This window comes from Flavobacterium sp. JP2137 (assembly GCF_050562195.1).
GTDB lineage: Bacteria > Bacteroidota > Bacteroidia > Flavobacteriales > Flavobacteriaceae > Flavobacterium.
In genome coordinates this window covers 223,205-247,763 of the sequence record NZ_CP191647.1, presented here as the reverse complement: position 1 = coordinate 247,763, position 24,559 = coordinate 223,205, and the positions used below count along the sequence as shown (strand labels likewise).

Annotated in this window: 24 protein-coding genes; 9 read left to right on the top strand and 15 right to left on the bottom strand. The window is 41.7% G+C overall.

Annotated features, from left to right (window positions below):
• Positions 1-52 precede the first annotated feature (52 nt).
• From ACQZ43_RS01115 to ACQZ43_RS01085, 7 genes are all read right to left on the bottom strand, one after another.
• On the bottom strand, positions 53-568 hold the full coding sequence (locus ACQZ43_RS01115) for an OmpH family outer membrane protein (protein WP_430613985.1): 516 nt from the start codon (positions 566-568) through the stop codon (positions 53-55).
• 41 nt (positions 569-609) lie between these two features.
• Complete coding sequence (locus ACQZ43_RS01110) at positions 610-1,863, bottom strand: OmpH family outer membrane protein (protein WP_430613984.1); 1,254 nt, start codon at positions 1,861-1,863, stop codon at positions 610-612.
• 30 nt (positions 1,864-1,893) lie between these two features.
• Positions 1,894-4,548: a BamA/OMP85 family outer membrane protein gene (locus tag ACQZ43_RS01105; RefSeq protein ID WP_430613983.1), complete on the bottom strand. Its 2,655-nt coding sequence runs from the start codon at positions 4,546-4,548 to the stop codon at positions 1,894-1,896.
• 7 nt (positions 4,549-4,555) lie between these two features.
• Positions 4,556-5,296, bottom strand: a complete 741-nt coding sequence (locus ACQZ43_RS01100; protein ID WP_430613982.1) for an isoprenyl transferase — start codon at positions 5,294-5,296, stop codon at positions 4,556-4,558.
• The gene (locus ACQZ43_RS01095) at positions 5,296-5,979 is read right to left on the bottom strand and encodes a DUF6089 family protein (protein WP_430613981.1); all 684 of its coding nucleotides are present in this window, start codon (positions 5,977-5,979) and stop codon (positions 5,296-5,298) included. The genes ACQZ43_RS01100 and ACQZ43_RS01095 overlap by 1 nt, the downstream gene beginning before the upstream one ends.
• A gap of 131 nt (positions 5,980-6,110) precedes the next feature.
• Positions 6,111-6,995, bottom strand: coding sequence for an NAD kinase (locus ACQZ43_RS01090; protein ID WP_430613980.1), 885 nt, complete (start codon positions 6,993-6,995; stop codon positions 6,111-6,113).
• 70 nt (positions 6,996-7,065) lie between these two features.
• Positions 7,066-7,725: an acetoin utilization protein acuB gene (locus ACQZ43_RS01085; RefSeq protein WP_430613979.1), complete on the bottom strand. Its 660-nt coding sequence runs from the start codon at positions 7,723-7,725 to the stop codon at positions 7,066-7,068.
• Positions 7,726-7,816: 91 nt separating this feature from the next.
• Here ACQZ43_RS01085 and ACQZ43_RS01080 point away from each other — a divergent pair, with 91 nt between their 5' ends.
• The 8 genes from ACQZ43_RS01080 (at position 7,817) to clpX (ending at position 16,288) form a co-directional block, all read left to right on the top strand.
• Entirely contained in the window at positions 7,817-8,530 is a 714-nt protein-coding gene (locus tag ACQZ43_RS01080) for a pyridoxine 5'-phosphate synthase (RefSeq protein ID WP_430613978.1), read from the top strand.
• A gap of 10 nt (positions 8,531-8,540) precedes the next feature.
• Positions 8,541-9,299 (top strand): alpha/beta fold hydrolase, encoded by a 759-nt coding sequence (locus ACQZ43_RS01075; protein ID WP_430613977.1) that lies wholly within the window; start codon positions 8,541-8,543, stop codon positions 9,297-9,299.
• A 169-nt stretch (positions 9,300-9,468) separates the two neighbouring features.
• Positions 9,469-10,713, top strand: a complete 1,245-nt coding sequence (locus tag ACQZ43_RS01070; RefSeq protein WP_430613976.1) for an OmpP1/FadL family transporter — start codon at positions 9,469-9,471, stop codon at positions 10,711-10,713.
• A 17-nt stretch (positions 10,714-10,730) separates the two neighbouring features.
• Positions 10,731-12,215, top strand: coding sequence for an SGNH/GDSL hydrolase family protein (locus ACQZ43_RS01065; protein ID WP_430615560.1), 1,485 nt, complete (start codon positions 10,731-10,733; stop codon positions 12,213-12,215).
• A gap of 42 nt (positions 12,216-12,257) precedes the next feature.
• Complete coding sequence (locus ACQZ43_RS01060; protein ID WP_430613975.1) at positions 12,258-12,605, top strand: phage holin family protein; 348 nt, start codon at positions 12,258-12,260, stop codon at positions 12,603-12,605.
• Positions 12,606-12,712: 107 nt separating this feature from the next.
• Positions 12,713-14,038: a trigger factor gene (tig, locus tag ACQZ43_RS01055; protein WP_430613973.1), complete on the top strand. Its 1,326-nt coding sequence runs from the start codon at positions 12,713-12,715 to the stop codon at positions 14,036-14,038.
• 321 nt (positions 14,039-14,359) lie between these two features.
• Positions 14,360-15,025 (top strand): ATP-dependent Clp endopeptidase proteolytic subunit ClpP, encoded by a 666-nt coding sequence (gene clpP / locus ACQZ43_RS01050; RefSeq protein WP_430613972.1) that lies wholly within the window; start codon positions 14,360-14,362, stop codon positions 15,023-15,025.
• A 30-nt stretch (positions 15,026-15,055) separates the two neighbouring features.
• Entirely contained in the window at positions 15,056-16,288 is a 1,233-nt protein-coding gene (gene clpX / locus ACQZ43_RS01045; RefSeq protein WP_430613971.1) for an ATP-dependent Clp protease ATP-binding subunit ClpX, read from the top strand.
• 144 nt (positions 16,289-16,432) lie between these two features.
• Here the strand turns inward: clpX and ACQZ43_RS01040 are convergent, their stop codons facing one another.
• From ACQZ43_RS01040 to ACQZ43_RS01030, 3 genes are all read right to left on the bottom strand, one after another.
• Positions 16,433-17,101, bottom strand: coding sequence for a DNA-binding response regulator (locus tag ACQZ43_RS01040; RefSeq protein WP_430613969.1), 669 nt, complete (start codon positions 17,099-17,101; stop codon positions 16,433-16,435).
• Between the two features lie 2 nt (positions 17,102-17,103).
• Complete coding sequence (locus ACQZ43_RS01035) at positions 17,104-18,825, bottom strand: tetratricopeptide repeat protein (protein WP_430613968.1); 1,722 nt, start codon at positions 18,823-18,825, stop codon at positions 17,104-17,106.
• A gap of 133 nt (positions 18,826-18,958) precedes the next feature.
• The gene (locus tag ACQZ43_RS01030; RefSeq protein WP_430613967.1) at positions 18,959-19,147 is read right to left on the bottom strand and encodes a hypothetical protein; all 189 of its coding nucleotides are present in this window, start codon (positions 19,145-19,147) and stop codon (positions 18,959-18,961) included.
• Between the two features lie 348 nt (positions 19,148-19,495).
• Here ACQZ43_RS01030 and ACQZ43_RS01025 point away from each other — a divergent pair, with 348 nt between their 5' ends.
• The gene (locus ACQZ43_RS01025; RefSeq protein WP_430613966.1) at positions 19,496-20,500 is read left to right on the top strand and encodes a hypothetical protein; all 1,005 of its coding nucleotides are present in this window, start codon (positions 19,496-19,498) and stop codon (positions 20,498-20,500) included.
• A gap of 30 nt (positions 20,501-20,530) precedes the next feature.
• On the opposite strand, the gene ACQZ43_RS01020 is transcribed toward ACQZ43_RS01025, so the two are convergent.
• From ACQZ43_RS01020 to ACQZ43_RS01000, 5 genes are all read right to left on the bottom strand, one after another.
• Complete coding sequence (locus ACQZ43_RS01020; RefSeq protein ID WP_430613965.1) at positions 20,531-20,899, bottom strand: hypothetical protein; 369 nt, start codon at positions 20,897-20,899, stop codon at positions 20,531-20,533.
• Positions 20,900-21,201: 302 nt separating this feature from the next.
• A complete protein-coding gene (locus ACQZ43_RS01015; protein ID WP_430613964.1) occupies positions 21,202-21,336 on the bottom strand; it encodes a hypothetical protein in 135 nt (44 codons plus the stop codon).
• A 469-nt stretch (positions 21,337-21,805) separates the two neighbouring features.
• A complete protein-coding gene (locus tag ACQZ43_RS01010) occupies positions 21,806-22,195 on the bottom strand; it encodes a hypothetical protein (RefSeq protein ID WP_430613959.1) in 390 nt (129 codons plus the stop codon).
• Positions 22,196-22,213: 18 nt separating this feature from the next.
• Complete coding sequence (locus ACQZ43_RS01005; RefSeq protein WP_430613963.1) at positions 22,214-23,188, bottom strand: polymorphic toxin-type HINT domain-containing protein; 975 nt, start codon at positions 23,186-23,188, stop codon at positions 22,214-22,216.
• 215 nt (positions 23,189-23,403) lie between these two features.
• A complete protein-coding gene (locus ACQZ43_RS01000; RefSeq protein ID WP_430613960.1) occupies positions 23,404-24,378 on the bottom strand; it encodes a polymorphic toxin-type HINT domain-containing protein in 975 nt (324 codons plus the stop codon).
• Positions 24,379-24,559: the final 181 nt, after the last annotated feature.

Below are 24,559 nucleotides of genomic sequence, written 5' to 3'. Positions count from 1 at the left end.
AAAAAACTGCCCACCTAAGTGCGCAGTTTCTATAGTTTAATAAGAAATTGTATTATTTAATACCCAAGTCCTTTTTAACGTCGTCCAATAAGTTAGGTCCGTCTGCCATGATAACGCCCGATCCGATAGAGGAATCTAAAACGTATTCAAAACCTTTAGCACGGGCTACTTTTTGAATGCTTAATCTCGTTTTTTCAAAAATGGGTTTGGTCAAATCAACCTGCTTTTTTTGAAGGTCTTGTTGTGCGGTCGCTTGGAATTGTTTTACTCTTCCTTCGATGCTTTCCAATTCTTCAACACGCGTTTTGTTTATCGCTTCACTTGCCGTACCGGATTCATCTTGAAATTTTTTCAATTTCGCTTGGTACTCTGTGATCATATTTCCATAATCCTTTTCGTAGCCTTCACTAAGTTTTTTTAATGTAGCATCTGCCGCTTTCATATCCGGCATTTGTGCCATTAATTCTTGTACGTCGATATGAGCAGTTTTCGATTGAGCCATAACGTTAGTCTGACTGATTCCAAAAAATACAACCGCTGCAATTAATAAAGATTTCATTTTTTTCATTTTTCTTGATTTTGGATTTTTATTATATAATTTATTTTGGGTTATTTAATACCGTTGCGAAGCAGTTCTTCTCGAGCTTTTTTCGCGTCTTCTTGTTGTTGTTTTGCGCGTAAACGCCGTTCTTCTTGTAATTTCTTTGAGGCTTCTAAAGCGGCCTTGCGCTCTTCGAGGGCGATTTCCTTTTTACGGCGAATCTCCTCTTGTATCTTTTCCTGTTGTTTTTTGCGTTCCTCGACGAGCTGACTCATGTCGACTTTGTTTTTGTTGTCGCCCTGATTTAGTGCAGCCTCCTCGCGTTGCTTCTTTAAATCGTCTAGCAATTGCTGCTTTTTGCGATTCTCTTCTGCTATTTTGGCTTTCTGGTCTTCGATTTCCTTTAAGCGTTCTTGTTGTTGCAATTTCCTTTGCTCGTCTGCCAAGCGTTTTTGCTCGGCGATTTCGCGCTGTTTTTGCTCCATCTGCGACTTGCGTTCATCCAACTCCTGTTGGCGTTTCGCCGCTAAATCAAGCTGCTTCTGCCTGGCTGCTTCCGCTTCGCTTTGCTGCTGCTCCTTTAAGAGTTTTTGCTTTTCGAGCTCTTGAGCTGCTTTGGATTCGGCTATTTCTTGAGCGCTTTCGCCAGCGTTTTCCTTTTTAGGGGTTTGCTGATTTTCTTCAAACTCTTGTTTTCGTCGGGCTTGTTCCTCTCGTTTTTCCCTTCTCAGATCTTGCTGGTCCATCACCTTGTCCAATTCCTCTAAAGCCGCAACTTCTCTGCCGCTTAAATTCTGCCTTTTCTTAGCACGGGCCAATCGCTGTATTACTTGTTCGCTAATATCGTGCCGTTTTGTTGCGAACAACATGGTAGACTCCGATGCCTTGTCCAAAACATAGTCGAATCGCTTGGCGTCGGCTATTTCTTGAATCACAGTAAACACTTGGTCTTGTATGGGTTTAACCAGCATGATTTTCTGCGTGATCAGGTCGCCATTGGCACCAAATCTTTTTTGCTGAAAATCCAATAACTCATTCTCCAAGAGCGAAATGTTTTCTTCGCGTTCCTCAATGAGTTCCCGCGTTAAGAGGGTTCTTTCCGCACTGAGGTTGTCTTTGAGCTTCTTGATCTCGCCCTTTTTAACATCGACTTCCTTTTTCCAAGTAGCCGCTTTCTGTTCTAATTGATTATTTGCCTCAATGTATTCCGGGGTCTTTTTGAGTATGTATTCCATATCAATATAGGCCACTCGTACGCTGCCTTGGGCATAGATACCGTACGAGGTTAAAATGGTCGCAATTGAAGCAAATAATAATTTCATGTTTTAAGTCGTTTAGTTAGTTATGGCAAACTAAAACTGTTGTCCTAGGATAAAGTGTGGCTGCCAACCGCTTTTTTGTGTTTGTCCCGGTACTGCATCGAAACCGTATCCGTAATCAAATCCTAACATACCAAACATCGGCATGAAAACGCGGACTCCAATACCTGCAGAACGCTGCATTTTAAACGGATTGTAGTTTTTAAACGTATCAAAAGAAGCTCCTGCCTCAGCAAATGATAGTAAAAATACCGACGCACTTGGTTTTAGTGTAATAGGATAACGTAATTCTAGGGAGAATTTATTGTATACCGTACCACCAATTGCTTCACCATATTCATTTACCGGAGTAAGTGTTTGATTCTCATACCCTCTTAACTGAACGATTTCTCTACCGTCCATCGAGAAGTTAGCCATACCATCTCCTCCTAAATAGAAACGCTCAAAAGGCACCAAACCTCGGTTTTGATTATAGGCTCCTAAGAAACCAAATTCGCCTGTCGAACGCAATACCAACTTGCCGTATAGGGTCGTATACCAGTCTCCTTTGAATTTGATCTTATAATACTCCAACCAGTTGAATTTTTTCTGGTCGATCTTTTCTTGATTAGCCGCTGCATCCTGATAATTCGCTACGGGTTCTCCACGCTCGTTTAAGTAAGATCCCACCGGAATATCTGCGCCATTGGGTGCTTTCATCGGTTCAGTGGTACGTACTTTATACTCTTCCATGTCTTTTAATTTGGCGTAGTCAATTTTGTTGAACAACGAGTATGGCGGGGTAAATTTACCACTAATGCTAAACTCCGAACCAAAAGTTGGGAAAATTGGATTCATCCCTCGGTTATCTCTTTTTAACTCTACGGTATACGTAAAGTTTCTAGACGAACCATCTCCGAAAGTAAACAAACCGGTGCGGTAGTTGTTCAAATCGTAATATTGGAAACTCAGGGTATTGTAAAGGGTAAAGAAATCATCTGGCGCTGCCAATTGCTTTCCGATACCCGCAGAGATCGTGGTGATATTAAAACTCTGACTGCGGTTTACATCTCTGGTGTTGTAGTTGTATAAAAACTGCTTGCTGTAGGCAATCGATCCGTAAAAGCTGATCGGTTTTTTACCGCCTAACCACGGTTCAGAAAAGCTCAAGCTATAGGTTTGGAAATACGAACTTCCCTGTAAGCGAAGCGCCATTTTTTGCCCATCACCCATAGGGAATGGTTTGTATGAATCTTTGTTGAATAGGTTTCTCACGGAGAAGTTGTTAAAGGACAAGCCCAGGGTTCCGATAAAACCGCCACCGCCATAACCTCCTTGCAACTCGACTTGACTCGATCCCTTTTCAACCACTTGCCATTCCACATCTACAGTTCCGGAACTCGGATCGGCATTTTTGATTTCCGGATTGATGGCTTGTGCATCGAAAATTTGTAAGGCTCCCAAACGACGCATGGTTTCCATTACGGTAGCCTTGCTCCAAGTTTGTCCTGGACGCGTTTTTAAGTCTCTATAGATCACGTGATCATGTGTTTTGTCGTTACCGGTAACGGTGATGTTGTTGAACTTGGCAATGGGACCTTCGATGATTCGAATCTCGAAATCGATGGTGTCATTGGCAGTTCTCACCTCAATAGGGTTAATTCTCGAAAACAAATAACCGTTGTTTTGGTATTCGTTGGTGATGTCGTAGGCATCTGGGTCGGATTTGTCTGAGATCCTTTTGTCCAAAAGGGTACCGTTGTAAACCTCTCCTTTTTTGATACCGAGTATGCGATTTAATTGGTTGTTGGTGTATACCGTGTTACCGAGATAACGAATGTTACCGAAGTAGTATTTTCTACCCTCTTCGATGTTCATATCGATGGCAATGCGGTTGGTTTTGGCATTGTATATCGTTGTGTCCATTGTGATACGGGCATCGCGATAACCTTTTTCTTTGTATTTTTCCACGATTTTACCTAAATCCTCGTTGTATTTATCGCGGATAAATTTGGAGGACTTGAATATCCTAAGCGGATTAAAGGGACTCCTAACTTTGGTTTCCTTCATCGCTTTTTTCAAGTTGGCATCGGTGAGTTGCTCGTTTCCGTGAAAGTCGATTTTAGAAACTTTCACCTTGCTGCCGCGGTCTACGGTCAAAACCATATCCACTTTATTTCCCGTGGAATCGGGTATGGTATTGATGTTTACTTTGGTGTTGTAAAAGCCGTCTTTTTTGTATTTGTTAACCACGTAATTTCGCGTGGTGGTCAATAGGTTTTCGTTGACAATTTTACCCTTGGTCAGTTTGCTCTCCTTGAGTACGGCTGCCGCCTTACCCTTGCGCAGTCCCTTGACTTTTATCTCGTTTAAACGCGGTAGTTCGTTTAGGTTAAGCTCTAAATTAATGGTATCACCCACTATAGAGGTTTCGTATACGTTAATATCGCTAAAGAAACCAAGTTTCCATAGTTTTTTTACAGCATCAGAGATTTCTTCTCCGGGGATTGTAATGGATTGTCCTTTGCTAAGTCCAGCGAAAGTAACCACTGTATGCGAATTGTAATTCACTTTTCCCGACACTTCTATATCGCCTAGGATATAGTGCTTTGGTGCATTTGCAATAGAAATGCTATCTTGAGCGTTTGAGGTAGCACTGAAACTAACAACAAAAAGTGCAAAAAGAGTCTTGATACCTTTTTGAAACATTATAGTATTATTTAATTTGTTCACTTGTTTTTCCAAATCTTCGTTCTCTATTTTGATAACTAATCAGGGCTTGGCAGAGATGATCTTGTGTAAAGTCGGGCCATAGCACTTCTGTAAAATAAAATTCAGCGTAGGCAATTTGCCAAAGTAAGAAATTGCTGATACGCTGTTCGCCGCTTGTCCTGATTACAAGGTCTACGTCGGGTAAATTATGCGTGTAAAGATGCTCATTAATAATTGATTCATCAATATCGCTTATTGAAATTATATTATTTTTAACTTTATCGCATATTTGCTTGGTCGCATGGATTATTTCCTCTCGGGATCCGTAGCTTAAAGCCAGGGTTAAAGTCATCTTGCCGTTGTTTTTTGTCTTGTCCATAACCTCTAGGAGTTCGTGGTGTACCGACTTGGGCAGATTGGATAAATTGCCGATAGCATTCAGGGCAATTTCGTTTTTAACGAAGGTTTTGAGCTCTTTTTTTAGGGATTTGACCAACAGTTTCATCAAAGCGTCTACTTCGAGTTTAGGGCGGTTCCAGTTTTCGGTAGAAAAGGCGTATAAAGTGAGGTTTTTGATGCCCAATTTAGCACAGGTTTCCACCGTGGTACGCACGCTTTTGGCCCCGTTTTCGTGGCCGATGATTCTAAGAAAACCTTTTTGCTTGGCCCATCTGCCATTGCCGTCCATAATGATAGCGAGGTGGTTGGGGAGTGTGGCGGGATTTATTTGTTCAATCAAATTCATTAAGGTGTACAATAACAAGGGTTTTTTCCGAAAGTATAGGTCAGGGAAAGGCCGCTAAAAAAATACCAGTCTTTGTTGTTCTTCTTTCCGAAATTATAGGACTCGAAGGCAGGGTCGCTGGCGGAGCTCCCATCGAGATTATCTGTAAAGGTATATCGGGCGCCTATTTCTGCACTGATGATTAATCGATCGCCGAGTCGTGCCTTAAATCCGGCAACGATGGGAATCGCCATGGAAAAGTCTTTTCCATCTTCGTATAACTTGCCCTTTTTAAAGTAAAACTCGTCGTGTTCAAAACCGACTAATCCGCTGTATAAATACGGAGTGGCGGCAAAACCAGGCTCGTGAAGGTCAAATTCAAAAAAGTTGAATTCCATTCCCAAAGAAATCTCTTTGAGGTTGTTTTTAAAGGCATAACCCCGCTTTTTTCTACTGCCCATATCCGATTTGGCATCGTCGGCACTAATCTTGAGCTGGGTGTAACTGAATCTAAAAGAGTGACGCGGACTTCTATTCCAACGGTAAACCAGTCCATAGCCCATGTCTTTGGGCGCGATGTATTGCGTTGACCCTACGTCTCCAACGTAATTGGCGCCGCCTATGCTCAAGCCAACTTCGTGGATTTGAGCGCTTATCGTGCTAATGCAAAAAAGCATTAAAAAAGTTACTAGAGTTCGGGTCATTTTGTTAAAATAGGTTGCAAATATACTAATATAGAGTTTTAAAAACCGCAATATCCCTTTTTTATGTGCGTTTTTTTTACCATTGATTTTTTTAAAACGATTTTTATCACTCGAAAGTATAAAAATAGATATTAATTTCTTTTATCTTCTCCCCAAAGCAATTTGTTTCTCAGGGTTTTTAAAAAGAGCTGTCCGGGAAATTCGACCATGTTAATCGTAAAGGGTGCCTTGGAGATGTGGATCTCGGTTTCGTTGGCTACGGCTTGGGTTCCGGAATCCAAGGAGACCAAAAACTGCGGTTCTCTACTGGATACTTTCAATTTGATGCGGGTGTCGTCGCTGATGATTAGCGGGCGCACATTTAAATTGTGTGGTGCTATGGGGGTGATGATCAGACAGGCCGTTTCGGGCGTGATGATCGGGCCGCCACAACTCAACGAATATCCCGTCGAACCCGTAGGGGTCGAGATAATCAAACCGTCTGCCCAATACGAAGCGAGGTAGTCGTTGTTGAGATAGGTTTCTATGGTAATCATCGAGGTGGTGTCCTTTCGCGAAACCGTAATCTCATTGAGGGCAAAATTCATCTCGAATATCGAACACTGGTCGGGTTCGCAATCCAAACTGAGCAACGAGCGTCTCGAGAGTTTGTATTGTTTGGTAAACAACAGCGGCAATAAGTCTTCGATAGCGTCTTGTTGAATGTTGGCAAGGAAGCCCAGTCTACCCGCATTAATACCCAAAATGGGAATGTTCTTGCTCTTTACAAAATTTGCCGCCCGCAACAGGGTTCCGTCGCCGCCTATACCGATAAAAAAATCATAGGTTTGGTCCAAGTCTCTCTTTTCACTAAAGGTGTCGTAGACGTCTTCTAGTATGTTATTGTCTAAGAGCAATTGGTAATAGGCATCCTCGAATACTACGGTAGAATGGTGTTTGTCTAAAACGCACATCATTCGGTCGATAATATCTTTGGTAATCGCTTGGCAGCTTCGTCCGTAAATGGCAAATTTCATAGTCAACTTTCTTTTTTAACGGTTATAGGGCATTTCCTGTTCATTGCACGGATGCAATAATCCGGGGTTGTTATATATTGAGGTATTTATTGAGGTATTCGGAACGCTCTTGCAGTTCGTTGTTATAGGCGTCTTCGCTGTGGTTGGATAGGATTTCGTAATCGTATCTGCGAAAAGCCTGAATCACCTCATTGATGTTGTCGGAATTGATCTTTAAAAGTATTTCCGTGGTGTTGTCGGTTGTTCCGGCGATGTATAAACCCAACAGCGTTGAGTGATTGCTTTCGACGATATGGCTGATTTCACTAAAGCTGTATTTCTGATGGTCTTTCTCAATGATAAGGGTAATGGCGCGTTCGGAGAAAAATGGGGTATTGGAAAAAAAGTCCATTAAATCCTCATAGCGGTAGTAGCCGATATAGTGTTTTTGAGCGTCTACGATGGGCACCATATTGGTTTGGTGCTGGGCACATTGCTCCAAGATGTCGAATCCCTTGTCTTGTGGACTGATGGCAAAGGGTTCTAAATCGTGTTTTAACACCTCTAGGGTTTGTTGGGATTCGAGTACGAATACGTCTTCGGCTAGCACACTGCCGATATAAGCCCTGGCCTCGACTACGGGATAGTGCGTGAGGGCATGGGTTTCCAAGAACGCTTTGGCCTCGGCTTGGGTGGTGTTTAAGCCAAAGGGAAGGTGTTGCTGTATCGTCGGTGTTGCTGCTTTGTTCATGGTTCGCGCTTTAATACCGTGCAAAATAATCAAAAATAAACCAATAGTGCTTCATTATACTTTGTATTTTTGTTTTTAAAACCAATTTGTCATGACAAAATTATCTGTAAACATCAATAAAATAGCAACCCTTAGAAATTCGCGTGGAGGAAATGTTCCCGATTTGTTAAAGGTGGCCGCTGATGTTCAGCGATTTGGTGCGCAAGGGGTCACCATTCATCCAAGACCGGATGAGCGGCATATCAAATACCAGGATGCCCGCGATTTGGTGGCTGTGGTCTATACGGAATTCAATATCGAGGGCAATCCCAAAGACCGCTTTATGGACTTGGTTTTTGAAACCATGCCCACACAGGTTACGCTAGTGCCCGATGCCGTGGACGCTTTAACTTCTAATGCCGGTTGGGATACCGTCAAAAACAAGGCTTTTTTAACAGAGGTGATTGCCGAGTGCAAATTAAAGGGCATTCGCAGTTCCATCTTTGTCGATCCGGTTTTGTCGATGATCGAAGGCGCTCGGGAAACCGGAGCAGACCGCATTGAGTTGTATACCGAAGAGTTTGCCTTGCAGTACGGTCGGGGCAATGAGCGCGCTATAGAGCCGTATGTTCAAGCGGCGCTCTTGGCTCAGCAATTGGGTTTGGGCATCAATGCCGGACACGATTTGAGCTTGGAGAACATCGCCTTTTTTAAACAACACATTCCCGGACTTCTAGAGGTGTCTATCGGTCATGCGCTTATAGCGGAATCCCTGTATATGGGCTTGGAAAATGTGGTGAATATGTATATTAATAAATTGCAATAACTATCGTAATATGATTTTTTCAAAAATTGAGGGAACGGGTATTCCGTTGGTAATTATCCACGGCTATTTGGGCATGTCGGACAATTGGAAGAGCTTTGGAACTCATTTAGCTGAAAAGGGCTATGAAATTCATTTGTTGGATATGAGAAATCACGGGAGGAGCTTTCATTCCGCTGCGTTTTCTTATGATTTAATGGTCGCGGACGTCGCGGAATATTTCGAGGCCAATCAGCTCGGGGAAGCCGTGGTTTTGGGGCATTCTATGGGGGGTAAAGTCGCGATGAAGTTTGCGGTACTATACCCGGATAAGGTGTCTAAACTGCTTATTGTAGACATCGGTCCCAAGTATTATCCTCCCCATCATCAGGATATATTGACCGCGTTGAATGCCGTTGATTTTTCGGTGAAACCTTCGCGTTCCGATGTGGAGGCCATATTGTTGCCCCATATACCGGAGGTGTCGACCAGAATGTTTTTGATGAAGAACCTCTATTGGAAAGAACCGGGACAATTGGATTTCCGTTTTAACTTACAGGCCTTTAATCAAAATCCCGAAGCGGTGGGCGAAGCCTTGGCTGCCGGAGAGGCCTATCAGGGGCCGGTATTGTTTATAAGAGGCGGCCGTTCGAACTATATACAGGATGGGGATTTGCCGCTGATTTTACAGCATTTTCCTCAGGCTACCCTAATGACTATAGCCGATGCCGGCCACTGGGTACATGCCGAGAAACCGATGGAATTTCAGAATGCCGTAGAGCAATTCTTATAATTGAAAATTTTTAATAGAAATATTGTTAAAAAAAGAGCGAAATTTTCGCTCTTTTTGCATTAAAGCCGGTCCGCTAAACAATAAGGTAAAAAAATACTGTAAATTACTTGTAAAATTCGTAAAATATGCTAAATTTGAGAGTAACAATAATGCAAAATACTAGAAAATCATGATTAGAAGACTTTTATCAGTAACCTTGTTGTCTCTTATTGCGTCCTCTGCTTTTGCAGGTGGTTATCGCGTAAGTATGCAAGGGCAAAGGCAATTGGCAATGGGGCATACCGGCGTCGCGGTGATTGGAAATGCAGAAACAATGTTTTTTAACCCCGCAGGTATGGTGTACTTGGAAGATAGGTATAATTTCTCTGCTGGCGCTACTGCTTTAATAGCAGATACTAAATTCCAAAACGACATTTACAACTGGACCAACAGCACCAGAAATGTGGGTACACCCATGTATTTTTACGGAACAGCAAAAATCAACGACTGGATTTCTGCCGGTCTAGCGATATATACCCCCTATGGGAGTGCAGTAGATTGGGATAAGGATTGGCAGGGCTCACACTTGGTCAACAATATCGATTTAAAGGCGTTTTACTTTCAGCCGACCATCGCTTTTAAGTTGAGCGACCACTTCAGTTTTGGTGGGGGACCCATTTATGTAAACGGTTCGGTAGAGTTCAACAGAAACCTTACCCGAAGCATGACCAATGAACAAGGCAACCGTTCCAACGTGACCATCGATGCGAAAAACGTACACGCTTGGGGATATACCGCCGGTTTCTTGGTGAGCTTGACCGAGGATTTTAGAATGGGATTGAATTACCGCTCTAAAATTGTGATGGAAGCCAAAGACGGCGATGCAACTTTCTACGATTTACCCGCTTTTGCACAGGGAACCTATACCAATACCACCTTTAACGCAGACATGCCTTTACCGGCAGAATTAACCGCTGGTTTCTCTTATAAAATGGATAAGTGGTTGTTTGCTTTCGATTACAACAGAACCTATTGGAGGGCTTATGACGCCTTGGTAATCGACTTTAACAACGGCACACCAAGCTCTGTCAATGCCAGAAACTACAAGGATTCCAGTACTTACCGTTTGGGGTTGCAATATACGGCCTCGGATAAATTGTCTTTGAGAGCGGGTTGGTATTTCGACGAAAGCCCCGTGCAAGAAGGTTATTTTGCACCGGAAACACCCCGTAATGATTCCAGAGCTTATACTGGTGGTTTTACTTATAAAATCAACAAAAACTTCGGTGTAGATGTATCGGTATCCTATCTTCACTTTAGTGAAACCAACAGCTCTTACGACCATTTTATCGAAGACGGAACCCCTGTTACCTTTGGAGGTACCTACTTGACAAGTGTATTTGCTGCCGGTTTGGGATTGTCTTATAGTTTTTAATTTATAAATGAAAAATGATGAAAAATAGATATTTATATATACTCCCTGCCTTGGCTCTAGCCCTGGCGAGTTGCGAGCCGTCTTTCGACAATGAAGTGGACAATGGGATTTACAGCAGCGGTGAAGCAGACTTCAGTACTTATGTAGCCCTGGGAAATTCCTTGACTGCCGGATTTATGGATGGAACCGTTTTTAAAAGCGGTCAAGAAAACTCCTTTCCAAACATCCTTTCCAAACAGTTTGCCGTAGTGGGCGGAGGTGTTTTTACCCAGCCGAGCTATGCCGATGATACCAATAATTTAGGGGGCTTACTCTTTGGAGGTGCTCCAGTGGCGGGTACGCGATTGATTATTAATATGGCAACGGGTTCACCGGAAAACTTAAAGGGAACTCCGACCATAGAGATATCCAAGTTGCAGGCCAAAGCCTACAATAATATGGGGATTCCCAATGCGAAATCCTTTCACTTGCTGTTGCCGAATTATGGAAATGTGAGCGGGATCATAAGCGGTACGGCAAATCCGTATTTCGTGCGTCAGGCCACTTCTCCTACGGTTAGCGTATTGGATGATGCGATGAGTCTCAATCCGACCTTCTTTACCAACTGGATTGGAAACAACGATGTTTTGTCGTATTCCACCAGCGGTGGTGTCGGTGCTGTATCGGGAGTCGGTGCTAATGATATCACGACCTTGTCGGTTTTTAAAGAATCCTATGAGAAAATCATAGAAGTATTGACCTCTAAAGGCGCTAAAGGTGTGGTGGCAACGATTCCGGATGTGACGGCTATTCCTTTTTTTACCACAGTTCCCTATAATCCGGTGCCCTTAGATGCGGCAAATGCCGCTGCCTTAAATGCGGGTTATGCCCAGTATAACGGCGGTTTAGCAATGGCTTTAGGAGCAGGTGCACTGACTCAAGAAGAAGTGACGCAACGAACGATTAAGTTTGTAGCCGGTAAAAATGCCGTGGTGATCGAAGATAAGTTTTTGACCAACCTAAGCGCTATGGGCTTGCCCAATTACAGACAGGCTACGGCTGAAGATTTGTTGGTGTTGACTTCACAGTCAGTCATCGGAAAACCGGTAGGTGAAGATCCCACTAAACTCAATGGCGTTTCTGTGCCCTTGGCTGATCAATGGGTGTTGAGCAAAGACGAAATCGCCATTGCTAAAAAGGCAACCATCGATTTCAACGAAATCATCAAAGCTGCAGCAGCCTCTAAAAATTTGGCTGTAGTCGATATGAATGCCGTTCTGAATAAAGCGGTATCCGGATTGAGAGCCGAAGACGGACAAATCTATACCGCCGATTACTTTAAGGGATTGGGGAATTTGAGTACCGTAATGTTTTCTTTGGATGGCGTACACTTGAATGCTCGTGGTTATGCCTTCGTAGCCAACGAAATTCTACAAACGATCAATATGCATTACAAATCAAAAATTCCGTTGGTGAATCCGGCTACCTATTCCGGTCCAACGCTTTTGCCGAATAACAATTAAGCGGCCGAGCCGTAAGACCTAAATTTTAAACCCTAGCGATATATGAAATTTATAATAAGATTATTAGTGACGACCTTGATCGTCGTGCTTTTGGCAAACATATTACCCGGTGTGGCTGTAGATGGGTTTACTACCGGCTTATGGGTAGCGGTAGTTTTGGGTTTGTTAAACATGTTTTTAAAGCCTTTGTTGGTCTTTTTGACACTACCAGCTACCTTGATTACTTTGGGATTGTTTTTATTCGTGATAAACGCCGTAATTATTTTGTTGGCCTCGTACTTTGTCAACGGGTTTCACGTCAACGGCTTTTGGGCAGCACTGTTATTCAGTATCGTTTTAACGTTTGTTCAATCGATACTCAACGGCTTTTTGGATAAAAAAGAAGCCTAATAAAATAAATTTTTTATTAATTGAAATACAATTAGTTAAAAACTTGGTTGGGTTGCATAAAATAATTATTTTTGCAACCCAATTTTAGTATGTAAAAAAACACAAAAATGAATATTACAAGAAATAATGTAGACGCGCTTAACGCCATCGTTACTGTTGAGCTTGCAAAAGAAGATTACCAAGGTAATGTGGATCAAGTATTGGCAAACTATAGAAAAAATGCTAATGTTCCTGGATTCAGAAAAGGTGCGGTACCGATGAGCTTAATTGTAAAGCAATATGGTAAACCCGTATTGTTTGAAGAAGTGAATAAAGTTTTGCAAGAAAAGCTAAATGCTTACTTGGTAGAAGAAAAATTGGACTTGTTGGGGAATCCCCTTCCAAGAGTTACCGAGAACTTCGATTGGGAAGCAGATACTTTGAAATTTGATTTCGAGTTGGGATTGGCTCCTGAGTTTACTGTTGACTTAACCACGAAAAATAAGATTACAAAATATACCGTTGTGGCAGATGAAGCGATGCTTGACGAACAAGTGGAGTACATCCAAAAACAATACGGCAAATTGATTTCGAAAGAAGTCGTTGCTGAAGGCGATGATATGGCAGGCGTTTTTGTCAATGAAGAAGCGGGTATTAATAGCGAAGTAACTATTAACGTTGATGCCTTTAGAACAAAGACCAACCAAAAGAAATTCATCGGAAAAAAAGTAGGGGATACCGTAACGGTAAATACCAAAGGACTTTTTGACGACGACCATAAATTGATGGACTTCTTAAAAGTAGACCACGATGCGGTTCACGGTTTGGAAGTAGATGTGGTTTTTACAATCACGGAAATCAACACCACTGAAAAAGCGGAGTTAAACCAAGAGCTTTTCGACAAATTGTTTGGAGAAGGCGCGGTGTCTAGCTTGGAGGAATTGAAAGTGAAAATCAAAGAGGATGCAGAGAAACAATTCGTTTCTCAAGCGGATCAAAAATTCATGAACGACGTAATCGAGCACGTAATCGAAACGACGACTTTTGAACTTCCAGCGACGTTTTTAAAGAAGTGGATGCAAACCGCAGGCGAAACACCTTTGACTGCAGAAGAGGCAGAAGAGGAGTACAGCAAATCGGAAAAGGGCTTGCGTTACCAATTGATCGAAGGAAAGATAATCGCTGAAAACGACCTTCAAATTAACTTTGAAGAAGTAAAGGCTTTTACTACGGATTTGATCAAAAAGCAAATGGCTCAATTCGGTCAGTTAGAACCGGAAGCTGCGGATGTGGAAAACATCGTGGCAAGAGTGATGTCTAACCAAGAAGAGGTAAGACGTATTTCTGAACAAGTGATGAACGACAAGATGATGGCTTTGTTCAACGAAAAAGTTGCCGCCAAATCCAAAGAAGTTTCTTACAAAGATTTTATCAAAGAAATGTACGGAGAATAAACCGAAACATTATAATATTGGTAAAAAACGCCTGTCTAGTTTATAGTTCAGGCGTTTTTTGTTGCCGTTTCTCTCGAGCTACACCAGCAGTGTAATTCGGGGCTAAACTGTTTTTCGCTCCGTTACTAAGGGGGTATATAGGGGGAATCACTGCTTTGCTTTTGCTAATTTCTAGCGAAAATTCTGATAAACATTTTATAAAGCAAAACGAACGACAATCTAATCCCAAAAAAAATAACTATATTTGAAGGTCTTTCTCCACGGGGTAAGACAGTTGTTTTTTGGAAGGTATTTAAAGTTTAAAATTTAAAAAATAGTACTATGGACTACGGTAAAGAATTTGAGAAATTCGCCACAAAACATCGTGGTATTAACAGTATGTATTACGATAAAATCGTCGGTAGCATGACACCATATATCATTGAAGAACGCCACATGAACGTCGCTTCTATGGATGTTTTTTCAAGGTTGATGATGGATAGAATTATATTTTTGGGAACGGGTGTAGACGACTATGTCGCCAACATTATTCAAGCGCAGTTGTTGTTCTTGGAAAGTGTGGACAACGCCAAGGATATCAGCATCTATATCAACTCACCAGGCGGTAGTGTTTACGCCGGTTTGGGGATTTATGACACCATGCAGTTTATCAAACCCGATGTAGCAACGATTTGTACCGGTATGGCGGCTTCTATGGGAGCAGTGCTTTTATGCGCGGGTGCAGAGGGAAAACGCTCGGCTTTGCCACACTCTAGAGTGATGATTCACCAACCTTCTGGTGGTGCTCAAGGGGTAGCAACCGATATGGAAATCAACCTGCGCGAAATGTTGAAACTAAAAGACGAATTGTATCAAATCATTTCGGAACACTCCGGGCAAACCTTTGAAAAAGTACATGCCGACAGTGAAAGAGACTATTGGATGATCGCTCAAGAAGCCAAGGAATACGGCATGATTGATGAGGTTTTGACCAGGTCAAAAAAATAAATAAAGAATCAATTTTGGAAATTATATAATATGGCGAAAGTGGAAATGAGATGCTCATTTTGTGGTCGACCCAAATCAGAAACCAACATACTGATTGCCGGTATCGATGCGCATATTTGTGATCGTTGTATTGAACAGGGCTATGGCATTGTTTTAGAAGAAAACAGCGCAGTCGGTCAAGACGGATTATCTCTGGAAGTATTGTTGAAAAAACCCATGGAGATTCGCGCCTTTTTAGACGAATATGTCATCGGGCAGGATCAAACCAAAAAAGTGATGTCTGTAGCGGTTTACAACCATTACAAACGCCTTTTACAAGCGGATAACGACGACGATGTTGAAATCGAAAAGAGCAACATCATCATGGTGGGACAAACGGGTACGGGAAAAACACTCGTGGCCAAAACCATCGCCAGAATGCTCAATGTGCCTTTGGCCATTGTAGATGCTACGGTACTGACCGAAGCGGGTTATGTCGGAGAAGACGTAGAGGGTATTTTAACCAAACTGCTACAAGCGGCAGATTACGATGTGGAAAAAGCCGAGCGCGGTATTGTCTTTATAGACGAGATCGATAAGATTGCCCGCAAAAGCGATAACCCATCGATAACCCGCGATGTTTCTGGTGAAGGGGTGCAACAGGCGTTGCTCAAGCTCTTGGAAGGAACCGTGGTTAATGTACCGCCAAAAGGGGGTAGAAAGCATCCCGATCAAAAGTTTGTCGAGGTCAACACTCAAGACATCTTGTTTATCGCCGGTGGCGCCTTTGACGGCATCGATAGAATCATTTCCAAGCGCTTGAATTTCCAAGCGGTCGGTTATGGAACGTCTAAGGATGGCGACTTGGTAGACAAGGAGAACTTGTTGCAGTATATCACGCCAAAAGACATCAAAGATTTTGGATTGATTCCGGAAATCATCGGGCGTTTACCCGTGCTTACGCACATGGATCCTCTCGATAGAGAAACGCTTAGAGCCATTTTGACGGAACCCAAAAATGCCTTGATCAAACAATACGAAAAATTGTTTAAGATGGACGAGGTGGATTTTACGATTTCCGACGAAGCCCTGGATTTTATCGTGGGTAAAGCCTTGGAATACAAATTGGGTGCTCGTGGATTGCGCTCGCTATGCGAAGCGATATTGACCGATGCCATGTATGAACTGCCTAGTAGTGATATCGGCGTGCTACACGTAGATGCTGCCTATGCAGAACAAGCCCTAAACAAAAACTTGCTGCAGCGATTGCAATCGGCTTCCTAGCAACCCATACTTATAGCAAAAATGGGCGCTTAGGCCATTTTGAATCAATAAAAAGTGAGCATTCTTTCGAGTTTGCTCACTTTTTTTATAAAAAAAAGAACGGTCTTTGGAACAGTTCTTTTAAAATTTTCAATCACATAGCTGTTAAATCAAGCCCAAGTCCTTGGACACGCTAATCAGATGTACCGTGTTTTTGGCATCGAAATATACCTTGAGTTTGTTTACGCGTTTTTCTACACTGCTCAAACTCGAGGTAGAACTACCGTTTTTTTTGAGTATTGCGCTGATTTCAGCCTGACTCAAACCCTGTGACAAATGGTGTAAAATGACGATGTCTTCCTCTTGAAGTTCTACCAATTCCGGATTGTGATAGACCTCTTGAATATTCGTCGACAACACCACGTTGTCCGTCGTAGCCAATGTGGTTAAAGCGGCTTTCAACTCGTTGATGCTGTTTCTTCCCTTGCTGATAAAGGCGTTGATGCCGCAGTCGTCAATCAGTTTTTTTATCGTGGCAAAGCGATTCTCAATCGAATACACCATGACCTTGATTTCCGGATACTGCTCCTTGACGGTTTTGACTAATTCCTCTCCGTGGTTGATCGACGTTTCGCGATGGTCGGGCGTAAAGGATAAGTCCGAGATCAGCAAATCAAAAGGGGCGTTGTTTAAAACGGCGCTTTTGATTTTTAACCAAGCCTCATCGCAGTATTTGCAATGAAATACCTCGGCATCGGTTTGTTCTTGAAGCATAGTAACTACACCGAGACTAATGCTGTCTATATCTTCTACTACTAATATTTTCTTAAACATAGTTAGGTGGGAATGGTTATAAAAATTTTCAATCCTTTATTGATTTCAGTTTCAAAAATAAAACTTCCGCCTATGTCTTTGATGCGGGTTTCCGCATTGGTCAATCCATTTTTTGCAATTAACTTTTCGTTAACGATACCGGTGCCGTTGTCGGAATAACTGATTTTTAAGCGCCCTTTGACGCGCTCAAAGTGAAAGCTGACCAAGGTGGCTTTACTGTGTTTCTTCATATTGATCAACAGTTCCTGTACGACTCGGTATACCGCTATTTTCTTGATTTCCGACAAGCTATTCCACGCTTTGGCATCCAAGCCTACCGACACGATTTTGGTGTCTCTGCCGTGGTATTCTTGCAGTAGCCCTTTGAGGTAACTGGAAAAGTCATCGCCAAAGCGAACTGCGGCGTATTCCGACGAGATGTTGCGGGTTTTGTTATAGGCTTTCTCGAGGTCGTTGAGCAAGCGGTTTTTATGAGTCTCGGTCGCCAGGTCAAAGTTTTCGGAATAGGCAACCATATTGTAGATGTCGTTGGCGAGTTCGTCGTGAATCTTTTTGGAAATGTTGGTTTCGGTCAGATAAACTTGCTTGGCCTTTTCGATGCTGTGACGGCGGCGGCTGCTTTTTACAAACCAGAAAACTCCTGCCACCAAGGTGAGCAATACAAAGAGCAGAAATTGCTTCCTACTGGTTTCTCTGGCGATGTCGAGTTCTTGTTGGGTGGTTTTGGCTTTGAGTTCTTGGTTTTCGGCGGTTTCTTTTTGGTGGTCGTATTTGATTTTGGCAAATTGATTTTTGGCGGTTTGATGGGTTTGATTGATGGTGTTGGCGCGTTCGATGTATTTTTCAGACCAGTTGCGCAAACTCGGCGTTTCACTGCTTTTTAATAATAGGGCGAGGGCACTGAGCTCGTCGTCGGGATTCTTTAACTTTTGTGCCAGCCGATACATCTGCAGGGCATAGGCGTTGGCTAGGCTGCGGTCTTTGTCGCTGTAATACTGCGATAGGTTGGCGTAGCTCTCGATTAAACCGTGTTCGTACCGTAGGGAGTCGCGAATGTTTAAGGCGCGTTTAAGGGCTTCTAAACCCGTTGTGTTGTCTGCCTCAAATTGACTGATTCCCAGATTGTCCAGGGTACGGGCATATTGTAGGGGATGCTGTTGCAATAGCGGTATTTGAACCAAGCTGTCGAGCAGGGCTATAGCTTGTTTGGGGCGGTTGTTCTTGAGGTAGGTATAGGCGGTATTGTTTTTTATAATCAGCTGATGTAGCGGGTCGGTTTCCAGCTTAAGGGCTTTTTCGTAATAATCGATGGCCGAATCGTAATTGTACAGTTTCCGATAGCAGCGTCCGATATTGTTGTAAATCGCAATTAAATAGGTCGGTTGATCGGCCGGTGCGTATTTTAAGGCCTCGGTACAGGTTTCCTCTGCGCCCAGTACATCGCCCAAATAGAGTTGGATTTCCGAAATTTGAATGGCGTTATAAGTCAGGTTCTCAAAGTCTCTTAAGCGCAATAACTCCCGGTTAGACTGTAGGAAATAGTAATACGCACTGTCGTTGAGGTGTTGTTCTAAAAAAGCTTCGGCCTTGTTTTGGTACTCATAGGCTAGGGACGAAGCCGCAGCGGGTGCAAGTGCGGCGGAATCGCTGGTTTTACCACAAGCGCTAAACAGCAGGCAGCACAGTATCGCAGTAATCAGTAAAAGAGCACTTCCGTTTTTCATGATTCGAAAGTAATCGTTTTTTGATCATAAAAAAAATGCAATTTACCACAGCGGAAAGACGGGCTGGAAAAAGGCTCTGTGCTCGGATGTAAAAATAGCAAGGAGGGGGAGTCCTTGCTATGGAAGTGTCCTTTTATCCTTTTGGTGTTATAGGGGGATTTACCGGAGGTCTTACGGGTTTTTTAATGGGGATGCCTCCTTCGGCATCGCCCATTTCTGTCTTTATTTCCTGACTCTCACTGGCATCAGGCGTTTCGCAAGAAACGAATAGTCCAGAGGCCAATACCAACATCAGCGTACCTAACACATATATTCTTTTCATTATTTCGTCTATTTAATGGGTTAATTTTTTTTTGCGATCAGGTTTATAAGGCCTTAAAAGCGGTTGAAAAAAAATCGAGCTCGATAAATAGGGAAGCGCGAAGCGGTATAAGTGAGGGGCATTAAGTAACTTCCCTTTTACAAAATGAGGAAACCCACAAATCCTACTTCATTTAGTTTTGTACATTTGTTGAGGTAGCAAACCGCAGCAAAAACCAAATTTGTTGAAGCAAAGAAATGAGGTATAAGTAGCAGTGTATCAATGGGGTTCCGAAAATTCCGAAGATTCCGAAAGTTCCGTGTCAATTCCGTTGCTGCCCATTTAATCTTACTAACGAAATGAAGATTTATGAATAAGTTTACCTCTGCTGACTATATCAAAGCAGTGAAAATGGCGATTGAAAAAGCGAAATCAGGTCCCGATGCGGGACTTTGGTTAAACGCTTCTCCTGCCCAATTGAGAAACTGGTGCCAGCAAGTTTACTGGACGCTAGAAAGGGAAAGCGATCGCCGTCAATTTGAACTCTTCTTTCAGTTGTCGAGAGTAGCGGGTAAATCGGATCGAATAGACAGTGCTTTTCGGCAATTTCAGTTGGGAAAGTTAAAAGCGGTTAGAAATTTTATTCGGGGCTCCTCTGAAAAACCCAATCCCACTATAGTGGAACTGCTGGCGGTATTGGCCGACTTTGAAAATAGGCCCTACAGCAATTTTCGTAAAGTAGGAGGGGGAAGTGCTGTTGCACTTGCGATTGCGCCGATTGCGCCGATTGCGCCAGCTGCGGTTAGTGAAGAGGAGGTAGTTGTTGGGGATGATTGGGAAGGTAAAGAAGAAGTTTTTTTAGAAGCCCTTGACCATAAAGAGGAGGGCGTAGACGAAGGGCAATCCACAACAGCCGAAGCAAATCGCGGAGCTGCTGTTGAAGAGCCGCTGTTGTTAAAAGCGGATTGGAATCGATCGCTTGGCAGTAAAAACTGGATGATTAATGCGTTGATTTTGTCGGTAGTATTGGTTGGGGGAATGGTGATTTACAAATATGGGGTGGAAGAACCGAGTTGTATGTTTTGGAAAGACAACCACTACGAAGTGATTGATTGCAATAGTCGCGCGTTGGGATTTGCGTCCTACCGAAAGTTAGTCCCCGTACAGGAGCATTTGCTGCGTCATTTTCAAAAGTTGGAAGTCGGGGCCGAGACCGTTTTTTTTAAAAACGGCAAAGCGATCATTTGGTATGGTAAAAACGACCAAGGGGTCTATGAATATTTTAGCTATGGTGGTGAACATCCCGAAACCGGAAAACACCTAAAACCCGTTACGCGATACCACGTCAACAAATACATACTTGCCGCCGAGTAAGCACTAGGAGCTGTTTTATATTGCGGGAGTTTAGTCTTCCTTGCCAAAGACCTCTTCGGCACTGGCAAAGATGTCGACAGAGAAGTCGAGTATTTCCGAAGCGATAAAATTCCGACGTACCTCATCCATGCCTTTGATCAAACGCAATTCTGTGGTGAATTTTCTGCTGGTGGCGTAGATGTTTTGGTCGATGGCGATTTTAAAGAAGTATTTGCCACTGGGCGTCCTAAACTTGTAGAGCGATACCAATTCAAAATTGTTTTTAAGAAAGTTAATCGTACCGTGTATCGCTTCCTTGCTGGAATATTCCATACTGGTTAAAATGGTTTTACCACGTCGGGAATTGTAGGTGTATTTTAATTGTCCATTTTCTTTTAGACTGATAACAAATGCACTCATGATAACATAGAGGAAAAAACGATTGAATAGATAGCTGTAAAAAGACGGTTGAATGGGTTGGGGTTTTACCAACAGTTCGTCGGAAGCTGTTTGGAGGTAAAAATCCTTAGTGCCGCAAATTTAAGGGCAAAAAAAATCCTAAACAAGGTTTAGGGTTTTGTACTCCCGAAGGGACAAATATCGAACAATTTTATAGAAGATGTCGAACGTTTTGAGGAATTGTTTTACCAATAAGATTTTTTTATAACGATCACTTTTTGTATATCGTTATTTTGAAATTTCACCTATTTTTTATATTTTTATTAAAACTTAGTTGGCAAATTATACTTTTTTTCAATTTCTAACGCTTTTGCTTGAAAGGCTTTTTCACCTTCTTTTGTACCTAATGCAAATTTTCTTCCAATAGCAAATTTCATTGGGTTTATAAGCTTCCCCATTTTTCACTATAGCTTTTAGCTCTAATGGACTGATTATCTCTTGGTCGATTGGGAATTGGATTACCTTTAATTCTGAATGTCTTAACTATTGATTCAGAGTTCTGTCCTCCCGCCGAAACTAAAGCTTCTGTTTTGGAGCAACTTGTCTTATAAAAGAACTATTTCAAACAATTTTTGTAGAGTATTCTTAAGACCTATTTCTTTTACACTCCAAACTTCATCCAAACTCTTGGCAACCGCTTTGGCTTCTCCACTAGGGATAACTTCTCCTTGGTAGCTAACCTATGTTCAGCAACATGCAACCTAAATATACAAAATATGACCTATAAAAAAGGGCGTTTCTATTTACCCATGCGCTGTCCGATAAGGATGATACGATTGATTTAGTAACAGCGCATCATCGATCGCGTATAGCTTCATGGTCTCTTGTACAGTACAAATGGATCTTACAAGAGACCACATAAAACAATTAACTCCCTGTGATGAGAAAATAAATGGGTACTCCCTCATTTTCATCACCTGAATGCATCAAGCCTTCAAAATAACAATTATCATCATCTTCTAAATTAATACCCACTTTATGGGTTTTATAAAATAATTCTCGAACTGTAAAGTTGACGCCATTATCTGCGCGAACGAGCTCATAAGGTTCTTCCGGTTCATCATCAATATACTTGACATATTGTAATTCAATTGCTGGGAAGTTAAAAATAATATCATCCCATTTTAAAGGGAATTTTTTAGCAGAGATGCTTCTATAATACTGCTCCACTTCCTCTGTGAAAAGATCAATGCTGTCAATACGACCCTCTGAAAAAGACCAATAGATGTCTTTCAATATAAATTTTGGATAGTTCATTTTTGTTCAATATTTAAATTACACATAAAACTTACAAAGATTAAAGGTTCCTAATTTTTTAAACAACTCAAATTTTTTCTTGCCAATTGGACGTTGTTTATTGTAAAGTCCTTGGTTGTTTTTCCTAATACCACCTCTGGTATTTATTTCATACATCGCTACAACTGCGGCCTCATAAGGGGGCATTTTAAAAGGCCCTCTTTCACCATTGATTCTAATTATTGCTACTCCATCCATTTTTTTTCTCCAAAATGCTTTTTTAGGATCTCTTCGGTGTTGCGAAAATCGGGTATCAAACCCCTGAATCGTCTGTCCTACGTATATACCTTCTTTCTTTTCCTCTAAAATTTCATAAAATTCAACATTAATTAATTCTGTACTCGCAAAAGTAGAAGTTCTATTTTTATTGTGGGTTAGCACCTCATCTTCTCCGACATAGTAGTTGTGAAGTTCTTCAATTTCCAAGTCATACGTAGGTACGATAGATGCTTTAATTTCAAGGGATTGTATAACAATATACTGCCCTTTTGAATCTAATAAGTTCATCCCGACCTCTAAGCTATTAGCCATGATCCATTTTTTTTCTAGGGGATTCCAAAATTGATGCTTCCCTGTGGCTTCTATCTTTCCGTTTTGGGTCTGTATACAAATATAAACCTCCGTGTGATTTCTATAGGTTTCGGTTACGCTTCTCACTTCTAGTTTATCTAAAGCAAAGTTGTAGGCATACACCTGTTGACCCGGTACAACATCCTCTATTGCTACTTTTCCAGTAGTTGTTTTCACTAAAGTACCTGCCAAAAAACAAGGCTTTTTAGTAGGCGGTACTTCTAGTAAATCTTTATATGTAAAATCATCCCACATATTTTGTATTGGTATTAAATGCTTACTATTCTTAGCTGAGTTTTTACCGCTATTCGCAATCAAGTCTAGCTCTTTATTCAAAAGCTTTTTAAGTTCGGCTGCTGCTTTTGTGTTTAAAACTTTATTCAAACTCTTGGCAACCGCTTTGGCTTCTCCACTAGGGATAACTTCTCCTTGGTGTCTAACCTATGTTCAAGAATAAACAACCTAAACATACAAAAAATGACCAAAAAAAGGGCGTTTCTATCTACCCATGCGCTGCCCGATAAGGATGATACGATTGATTTAGTAACAGCGCATCATCGATAGCGTATAGCTTCATGGTCTCTTGTGTAATATTTAAATTACACATAAAACTTACAAGGATTAAAGGTTCCTAATTTTTTAAACAACTCAAATTTTTTCTTGCCTATTGGACGCTGTTTATTGTAAAGTCCTTGGTTGTTTTTCCTAATACCGCCTCTAGTATTTATTTCATACATCGCTACAACTGCGGTTTCATAAGGGGTCATTTTAAAAGGCCCTCTTTCATCATGGATACTGAGTTCAAATACCCCTTTCATTTTTTTTCTCCAAAATGCTTTTTTAGGATTACTTCGGTGTTGCTCAAATCGTGCGCCAAGCTCCTGAATCGTCTGTCCTACGTATATACCTTCTTTCTTTTCCCCTAAAATTTCATAAAATTCAACATTAATTAATTCTGTACTCGCAAAAGTAGAAGTTCTATTTTTATTGTGAGTTAGCACCTCATCTTCTCCGACATAGTAGTTGTGAAGTTCTTCAATTTCCAAGTCATACGTAGGTACGATAGATGCTTTAATTTCAAGGGATTGTATAACAATATACTGCCCTTTTGAATCTAATAAGTTCATCCCGACCTCTAAGCTATTAGCCATGATCCATTTTTTTTCTAGGGGATTCCAAAATTGATGCTTCCCTGTGGCTTCTATCTTTCCGTTTTGGGTCTGTATGCAAATATAAACCTCCGTGCGATTTCTATAGGTTTCGGTTACGCTTCTCACTTCTAGTTTATCTAAGGCAAAGTTATAGGCATACACCTGTTGACCCGGTACAACATCCTCTATTGCTACTTTTCCAGTTGTTGTTTTCACTAAAGTACCTGCCAAAAAACAAGGCTTTTTAATAGGCGGTACTTCTAGTAAAACTTTATATGTAAAATCATCCCACATCTTTTGTATTGGTTTTAAATTCTTACTATTCTTAGCTGAGTTTTTACCGCTATTCGCAATCAAGTCTAGCTCTTTATTCAAAAGCTCTTTAAGTTCGGCTGCTGCTTTTGTGTTTAAAACTTCATTCAAACTCTTGGCAACCGCTTTGGCTTCTCCACTAGGGATAACTTCTCCTTGGTAGCTAACCTATGTTCAGCAACATGCAACGTAAATATACAAAATATGACCAAAAAAAAGGTTGTTTCTATCTACCCATGCGCTGCCCGATAAGGATAAAACGACTGATTTGGTAACAGCGCATCATCGATAG